Genomic DNA, 7278 nt, shown 5'->3' with positions numbered 1-7278 from the left:
GATTCATATTAAGCTTTACGAGGGCGTTGTATCGTCTGACGAGACGTGTATCAAGATGGGAGATATTAAATTGAAGAGCATGCTCTTCAATTTAACCCAAAACTTGGGATTTGTGTAGATACCTATGCCTTAAAAGGAGAGGGAAATTTCTTTATGAAATAAATATTGATCACAAATTAACTGATGCATGAAACATTTTCTTTAAAACAGCTGCTTTAAATCAATCGTGATTTAAAATTAAGCTGCGTCTGCATTTTCAATACTAAAATTAGCCGCCCACTCATTCAGAATATCTTTATATGGCTGTATAAAGTTCTCTTCCGTCCATTTGCCCTGTTTAACTGCTAACTGACCACGTTCAACACGGTCATACACAATACGGGTTAATGAGTAATCGCCAAAGCTTAAGCTTGGTTGATACACTAAGCCTGCTGTCGCATTGGTATTGTAAATTTCAGGACGGTAGATTTTTTGGAAGCTTTCCATGGTGCTGATCGCGCTGATCAGTTCGAAATCTGTATAGTCGCTGAGCAAGTTATTTGCTGAATAGAATGCCAATGGCGCAGTCGCATTTTCAGGTTTGAAGTAACGAACACTTAAGCCCATTTTTGCGAAATAATCATCGGTACGTGAATAGTCATCATTGGTGTATTCCACACCTAAGATCGGATGTACATTTGCAGTACGGTAATAGGTTTTTGTAGTTGAAACACTTAAGCAAATAACAGGCTGTTTTTTGAATTCAGCTTTGAATACATCTGAATTGATCAAGTGTTGATATAGCTTGCCATGTAAATCACCAAAATCTTCAGGCTTTTCATTGAACTTACAACCTAGTGCAGGCAATACCACGCTGAAGTCATAGTCACGCACATACGATGAAAAACTGTTTCCGATCATGCCTTCAATGCGTTCATTGGTTTTATGGTCAATAATGGTGCTTTTTAATGTTTCAATAAACGGGAAAGTTTGCCCATTGCCTTCAACATCGAGCTCTGCAGAAATGATGTCAATTTCAAGTGAATAACGATCCGCATTTGGGTTATCACAGCTGGCCAAAGTATTGAAGCGGTTATTGATCATTGCCAAGGTACGGCGCAAATTTTCTTCACGGTGCTCACCGCGTGCCAAGTTAGCAAAGTTTGTTGTTAGACGCGTATTGTCTGCTGGCTCATAGTTTTCATCAAAGCGGATACGTTTGATTGAACATGCAAATTTATTACTCATGGAGATTCACAACCCTAAAATTAAAATAATCAAAATTTCTGTATGGAGTAATTTATACGTGAATCTCAAGATGAATAAAAATGATTTAACCTCAACCCAAAATGAGTAAAATTCATGTTTGTATATTTTATAAGATGAATCTATTTCAATTTAGCTCAATGTGCGCACTTTAAAACTGATCAACCTGTGGAATAAATTTAAATTAATCTTTGGATAAACAACAATTTATAATTTTATTAAATGCATATTCACATCAGCATTCTGTTAATTTTTTTGATGTAAAATGAAGCTGATTGATAAGAATATCCACTTTTAGAATATGGTTATTTATTATTCCAAGTGAATTAAACTCAGCTTAAACTGAGAAAAGATCAAATGATTAACTGATTTTGTGATTTCTTATATGTAGATACAAGTATCTAAATTTATCATTTAGATACTTGCCCTATTTTTGTAAACTGCTCTGTCAACACTTTAAAAAATAAAAGATTTATGCACAACAATTCCTGTCATTGCCCCATCACCTACGGATAAAGCAACTGAACCGCCTGAACGGGTCACATCACCGCAAGCATAAATTCCTTTAACATTTGTTTCCTTGGCTGGCGACGTTTTAATGGCCTCGCCATATTCATTGCAGTCTATTTCTAAACCTAAATGCTGAATCCAGTTCGACTGCAAACGAGTGACTGTAGAAACAAATAAGCCATCTAATTGAATTCGTTCACCATCTGTAAGTACAACATCACAATGACCCTCAATATGGTCAATTTTACGTGTTTCAATCTGAATTTGACGTTTTGAAAGTTTCGCTAATAGCTCATCATCCAATTGATCTGCACTGATTGCATCATTTAAAAACAGCGTTGTATTGCCCCAATCCGGCAGCATCAATGCCATATGCAACGAATGCATACCCGATACCAGCATGCCGATTTCACCTAAATTCAGTTCATAGCCATCACAATATGGGCAGTGATAAATAGATTTACCCCAACGTTCGCTCAAACCCTCAACTTGAGGCAATTCGTCACGTACGCCAGTGGCAATAATCATTTTTTCAGCTTGAATGTGCTGATCACCTGCAACAATTAAATATTTTCCATCAACCGCTTTTACATCTGTAACAGTTTCAGCAAGCCATGAAATCGTTGAATACTTTTCTAATTGTGCTTTAGCGTCTTCTGCAATAGCACTTGGGGAACGACCATCTTGGGTTAAAAAATTATGTGAATGTTCGGCAAAACGATTACGGCGTTGCCCTGCATCAATAATTAAAATACGGCGACGTGCACGTGCTAAAGGTAAAGCCGCAGAAAGCCCTGCATAACTACCGCCAATAATCACAACTTCATAATTCATGTTCATAACGCCCTATATGTAACTTTTAAAGTTACTATATCATTTAATATGCGTATAAGAAACTTTTAATGTTACAATCTATAAATTCCCCAAATAATCTATTTCCTCATGCGTAAAGACAGTAAACTTTCACGAATGCTACATGTCCTGTTGCATATGGCACGTGAAAATAAGCCTTTCACTTCAGATCAGATTGCCGAAATGCTGGAAACAAACCCTGTTGTGGTGCGTAGAACCATGTCTGGCTTAAAAAAACATGGATTTGTTGATTCTGAGAAAGGCCCTGGTGGCGGTTGGAGTTTGATTAAACCTCTGCATGACATTTCGCTGTATGACATTTACCTTGCTGTCGGTGAACCTTCAATTTTTGCGATAGGCAATGAACATTCAGCACCAGATTGCTTGGTAGAACTGGTGGTCAATCGGGCGCTTGATCATGCCTTTTTTGAAGCGCAAGAAGTGCTGATTAAAAACCTGAAAGCAACTCAATTAGACCAATTGGCACATGATTTTCAAATTGAATGGAATCAGCAAATGAACGTGAAATAAAATAAATAGATCTACAAATTTGTTTCAATTTTAAGTCACTGTACTGAATCTGACTCAGCTCCACCTTAGAAAAAATCAGCATATTCGGGCTTTGAAATGTCCATGAATCGCTAAAATATAAGGTTTAGATTTAAACCTTACGATTATGATGTCTAACAAACTTGAACGTCAGAAACTGACGCTCCCAACAGGTCATGACAAGCTTTTATTACACTCTTGCTGTGCGCCCTGTTCTGGCGAAGTCATGGAAACTTTAATTGAATCAGGTATTGATTTTTCGATCTTTTTCTACAATCCCAATATTCATCCAGTCAAAGAATATGAAATCCGTAAAGAGGAAAATATCCGCTTTGCAAAAAAACACAACATTCCGTTTATAGACTGTGACTACGACACAGACAACTGGTTTGAACGCGCCAAAGGCATGGAAAATGAACCTGAGAAAGGCCTCCGCTGTACCATGTGTTTTGATATGCGCTTTGAACGTACTGCATTATATGCAGCAGAACATGGCTTTAGCCTAATCAGCAGTTCATTGGGTATTTCACGCTGGAAAAATATGCAGCAGATTAATGACTGCGGGCATCGTTCAGCTTCACATTATGACGGAATAACCTATTGGGACTATAACTGGCGTAAAAATGGCGGTGCTGTACGTATGCTGGAAATCAGTAAAAAAGAAGAATTTTATCAGCAGGAATACTGCGGCTGTGTGTATTCACTGCGCGATACCAACCGCTGGCGTATGAGCCAAGGTCGTGACCGAATCAAATTGGGGGTGAAGTTTTATTCTAATGCGATGGATGAAGAAGATTAAGTGCTGCACTTCGTCATTTTTCATGGATATTAATTTGATGTTGTTAAGCCCTGAAGTATTTACATCATTCAGGGCTTTTTTTAGCTATATTTAAACTTATTTCAGTTCTTCAACCAAAGCTGGATAGATTGATCCATCCACATCCATTTCAGTTTTATAAATGCCATTAGCAACATTAAATTTATTTACGTGGTAACTAGAGCCATAAATTGAGTCAAAACCTGTTCCTTTTTTAAAGACTTGTTTATTGGCAGCTAAATCCAGTAAATGTGTCCCTCCAATAAACTGTTCATATTGTGCAGGATCAACGCCAACACGGGTCGACATGATTTTCACTGCATCGGCATGCGTTGCAGGGTCGTTGATGTATTTAACCGTTTTATCCCAAACTTGAATGATTTTTTTCCATTCTTCTTTGTTGGCAGATAAATGCGTCATGTTGACGGTTAATGTGTCGTAAATCAGACCGGGTTTATCTTTCGATGTATAAATGATTTTAGAACCTGCTACCGCTTTCAAAGCTTGATTTGCGACCGGTTGCCACACGGCAATCGCTGCAATATCAGGACTTGCAAATACTTGTGGCAGCTCATTGGTCATGGTGTTGACCAACTTCACTTCAGAAGCTTGAATTTTTGCATCATCCAAAGCCGTCGCTAAAAGCAAATGATCAACCAAGCCTTTTTCTGTCGCGACACTTTTTCCTTTTAAATCAGTTAGACTATTAATGCCATCTTTAGCAATGATGACATCATTACCCGCAGAATAGTCCGTCGCCATAATCATGACGCCTTTCGTGCCGCCAGAACCCGTGACTAAGTTGTCACCATTGGTGACTAGAACAGCATCCAACTGATTTGCCGCAAATGCAGATAGTGAAGCTGAATAATCAAACCATTTAAAGTCTACATTGACGCCGGCTTCTTTCAACCAGCCTTGTTCGATAGCAACTTGCCATGCGACAAAACCAGGCCAATCACTATACCCGATCGTAATGGCTTTTGTATTGACTGCGCTTTCTGCCTGAGCATTTGGTTCTGGAGTTTTTGCTGTATTGTCACAACCAACTAGTAAGATAGCAGTCACAACGGATGCAGATAAGCAGGCTTTTTTGATCATAGTGCGATTTCCCCGATGGCATTACAGTTAAATTTGGTATTGGTGTTCAAAAACGATGGTGTATTCGGATTACTGACAGATTGAGCATTACGCTTTGCACGATTTAGTCTATGGTTGGCTGCATTAGCATGTGCTTGCTTTTGGTTTGTAATTTGATCTTTAAACTGACCTTGTGATCGATATAATTGGCCCATTTTAAACTCCTAAATCCTTTGCATTTTGCGGAATTGGCGGCATTACAGCGTCCATCAACTCCAAATGTCCTTTAATCACACCTTTAAGTGCTGAAAAATGCTGACTGATAACTTTGAGCTCTGAACTGACACCTTGCAGAATCATGACTTCTAAAATTTTGTGGTCATCGAGTTGAATATGCAGCGAACTCACCACTTGTTCTAAAAACTGCTGCTGTAAATCTAAAAGCTGAATACGTAGCGCCGTACTACTTGCGTCATACAGTAAGGTAAATGTGCCGACCATTACTTCGTTACGCTGCTCCTGATCGGCAATCAGATGCTTATTGATCATGTCGACAATGGCCTGAGAACGGCTTTCATAATGCTGATCGACAATTTTTTGATCCAAAGCATCGACTGTTTTTTCAGGCACTGTAATACTGATACGCGCCAGCTTTTGTTTAGGCACTGTTTTTCCTTATTTTTTTGGATGAATATAGAAACCCGCGCGGGCGCTTAGTAACTCAATAAAAAACTGCTTTAATTGATGCAGAAATGTTGCGGATTGATAGCGTTTCATATGCATCTCCTGTTTGAGTAATACAAAATATTTATTTCGTAATATCGATAGAAATGCAGAAACTGTGCCAAGTGAGGAATATGAAAAATGATCGATTATTTTCTTCTTTTAACTTTCTTATAGATTTTATTGTTCATCATTTGTGCAACAAGTGCACTCATAGCGACTCATTTGCACTATTGCTGCGATGTATTATTTGATGAAAGACTATTTCTAAAGGTCGTTGTTCTTAAGCAAGAGCATTGACCGACATGCAACAAACTCGAAGTTCAATTTATTTCATCAACATTGAACATCATTTATACTGATTGATCATTCTATTCATCACTCAACGCCTATGAAGTATTTCAGCTGCGCGGTATGTTCTAACCAAATCTTTTTTGCCAATTCACACTGTGTCAATTGTCAGACTGCGCTGGGTTATATTGCCTCTGAAAAGCAAATGGGCTGTTTTGAAAAGCACAGCACTACGCTGTGGCTTGCGTTAAATCCTGAAATAAAGGGAAAACGCTTTAAACCTTGTCATAATTATCAGCATCATCAGATATGTAACTGGATGGTGCCTGCTGACAGTGAGGAAATTTATTGTGAGTCTTGCCTGCTCACGCACACCATTCCCAACTTAGATAACCCAGACCATATTGTGTACTGGGCACGATTGGAACATGCTAAACGGCGTTTTTTGTATTTAATGCAGCAGCTCAATACCATGCCGCGTCCTAAACGCAGCCAAGATGACCGTTTTGGACTTCGTTTTGATTTTCTGATGCCAACAGAAAATACACCTGTTATGACCGGTCATGCCAATGGCATTATTACCTTAAATGCCAGTGAAGCAGATGTGATTTACCGCGAAACAACGCGTATAAAAATGGGTGAAAACTACCGTACACTTCTAGGTCATTTTAGACATGAAAGTGGTCATTATTATTTTGATTTGATTAAACATTTACACCCAGAGCTGATTGATGAATTTCGGGAACTGTTTGGTGATGAACGACAGGATTATAGTGAAGCTTTGAAACGACATTATAATGACGGTGCGCCGCAAAATTGGGCGGATTACTATGTTAGTTCCTATGCCAGTACGCATCCTTGGGAAGATTGGGCGGAAACATGGGCGCATTATTTGCACATGATGGACACTCTTGAAACCGCCTACTATGCAGGATTAGTGGTCAAAACCAATAAGTCAGATTTGAATAATTTAGAACTGAAAGAAAACCCGATTGGCGCTCAGGATTTTGACCTATTGCTGCAACACTGGATGACCTTGACCTTTAATTTAAATGCACTGAACCGCAGCATGGGCTTAGATGATGCTTATCCATTTACGTTGTCGAATCCGGTATCGGATAAACTTAGATTCATTCATCATAAATTGCTCAATATGACCTTAAAAAACCAGCAGCACAATTAGATTAAATTTAATACGTGATATTGTTTGA

Annotated in this window: 8 protein-coding genes; 3 read left to right on the top strand and 5 right to left on the bottom strand. The window is 38.6% G+C overall.

Annotated features, from left to right (window positions below; translation table 11 throughout):
• Positions 1 to 237: 237 nt before the first annotated feature.
• Positions 238 to 1227, bottom strand: a complete 990-nt coding sequence (locus FTV03_RS11850; RefSeq protein ID WP_180041509.1) for a putative oxygenase MesX — start codon at positions 1225 to 1227, stop codon at positions 238 to 240.
• A 474-nt stretch (positions 1228 to 1701) separates the two neighbouring features.
• Entirely contained in the window at positions 1702 to 2589 is an 888-nt protein-coding gene (locus FTV03_RS11845; protein ID WP_180041508.1) for an NAD(P)/FAD-dependent oxidoreductase, read from the bottom strand.
• Between the two features lie 108 nt (positions 2590 to 2697).
• Between FTV03_RS11845 and FTV03_RS11840 the strand changes: the two genes are divergently transcribed.
• Both FTV03_RS11840 and FTV03_RS11835 read left to right on the top strand, forming a co-directional pair.
• Positions 2698 to 3138 (top strand): Rrf2 family transcriptional regulator, encoded by a 441-nt coding sequence (locus tag FTV03_RS11840; RefSeq protein ID WP_180041507.1) that lies wholly within the window; start codon positions 2698 to 2700, stop codon positions 3136 to 3138.
• Between the two features lie 148 nt (positions 3139 to 3286).
• The gene (locus FTV03_RS11835) at positions 3287 to 3955 is read left to right on the top strand and encodes an epoxyqueuosine reductase QueH (RefSeq protein WP_180041506.1); all 669 of its coding nucleotides are present in this window, start codon (positions 3287 to 3289) and stop codon (positions 3953 to 3955) included.
• 96 nt (positions 3956 to 4051) lie between these two features.
• Here FTV03_RS11835 and FTV03_RS11830 read toward each other — a convergent pair whose 3' ends face one another.
• The 3 genes from FTV03_RS11830 to FTV03_RS11820 are packed head-to-tail and all read right to left on the bottom strand — an operon-like array spanning position 4052 to position 5719.
• Positions 4052 to 5074, bottom strand: coding sequence for an ABC transporter substrate-binding protein (locus FTV03_RS11830; RefSeq protein WP_180041505.1), 1023 nt, complete (start codon positions 5072 to 5074; stop codon positions 4052 to 4054).
• Positions 5071 to 5268, bottom strand: a complete 198-nt coding sequence (locus FTV03_RS11825) for a hypothetical protein (protein WP_180041504.1) — start codon at positions 5266 to 5268, stop codon at positions 5071 to 5073. Before FTV03_RS11825 ends, FTV03_RS11830 begins: the two co-directional genes overlap by 4 nt.
• Before the next feature lies 1 nt (position 5269).
• Positions 5270 to 5719, bottom strand: coding sequence for a ribbon-helix-helix protein, CopG family (locus FTV03_RS11820; RefSeq protein ID WP_180023648.1), 450 nt, complete (start codon positions 5717 to 5719; stop codon positions 5270 to 5272).
• 448 nt (positions 5720 to 6167) lie between these two features.
• On the opposite strand from FTV03_RS11820, the gene FTV03_RS11815 reads away from it, so the two are divergent.
• Positions 6168 to 7250, top strand: coding sequence for a putative zinc-binding metallopeptidase (locus FTV03_RS11815; RefSeq protein WP_180041503.1), 1083 nt, complete (start codon positions 6168 to 6170; stop codon positions 7248 to 7250).
• The last annotated feature ends 28 nt before the right edge of the window (positions 7251 to 7278 follow it).

Source organism: Acinetobacter sp. YH12218 (assembly GCF_013417925.1).
Lineage (GTDB): Bacteria > Pseudomonadota > Gammaproteobacteria > Pseudomonadales > Moraxellaceae > Acinetobacter > Acinetobacter amyesii.
Note: the sequence above shows the minus strand (reverse complement) of the source record. Positions and strands in the feature narration are given on the sequence as shown.

Coding starts and splice junctions, on each gene's coding strand:
- FTV03_RS11850 (WP_180041509.1), bottom strand. CDS start 1,227: ATGAGTAATAAATTTGCATGTTCAATCAAACGTATCCGCTTTGATGAA.
- FTV03_RS11845 (WP_180041508.1), bottom strand. CDS start 2,589: ATGAATTATGAAGTTGTGATTATTGGCGGTAGTTATGCAGGGCTTTCT.
- FTV03_RS11840 (WP_180041507.1), top strand. CDS start 2,698: ATGCGTAAAGACAGTAAACTTTCACGAATGCTACATGTCCTGTTGCAT.
- FTV03_RS11835 (WP_180041506.1), top strand. CDS start 3,287: ATGTCTAACAAACTTGAACGTCAGAAACTGACGCTCCCAACAGGTCAT.
- FTV03_RS11830 (WP_180041505.1), bottom strand. CDS start 5,074: ATGATCAAAAAAGCCTGCTTATCTGCATCCGTTGTGACTGCTATCTTA.
- FTV03_RS11825 (WP_180041504.1), bottom strand. CDS start 5,268: ATGGGCCAATTATATCGATCACAAGGTCAGTTTAAAGATCAAATTACA.
- FTV03_RS11815 (WP_180041503.1), top strand. CDS start 6,168: ATGAAGTATTTCAGCTGCGCGGTATGTTCTAACCAAATCTTTTTTGCC.